Genomic DNA, 329 nt, shown 5'->3' with positions numbered 1-329 from the left:
CCTTCCGTTTCCGCCTTATCACCCTTGACGAAGTAAGTATGCCAGTCGGCAACGGTCAGATTGTAGGCTTGCAGCGGTTCCGGTTTGACGGTAACGCTTTGAACGGTCTGCTCTGCACCGTTTTCGGCAAACAGCCTGCTTCCCGCTTTCAAATCTTCCGCTTTAATCCATTTGCCGTCCGAATAAAACGGGTGGATACGGTTGGAAACGAGGGTCTGTATTTTACCGAGGCCGTCTGAAACTTCAATGTAAACGGTTTCTTGATACGGATTGCCGTATTGGGCGGTAACGGGTTTGTATCCCGTTTCCCCGCTTGCCTCGTCCTTGGC

General features: G+C 51.7%; 1 protein-coding gene. It reads right to left on the bottom strand.

Annotated elements, in window-relative coordinates:
- Positions 1-329, bottom strand: a 329-nt coding sequence (locus HMPREF2907_RS00155) for a polymorphic toxin-type HINT domain-containing protein (protein WP_318258959.1), incomplete at both ends; no start/stop codon positions are given.

Origin of the sequence: Neisseria sp. HMSC055H02 (assembly GCF_001813335.1) — a bacterium.
Classification (GTDB): domain Bacteria; phylum Pseudomonadota; class Gammaproteobacteria; order Burkholderiales; family Neisseriaceae; genus Neisseria; species Neisseria sicca_C.
The sequence above is the reverse complement of the archived record's forward strand: the minus strand, read 5'-3'. Positions and strand labels throughout refer to the sequence as shown.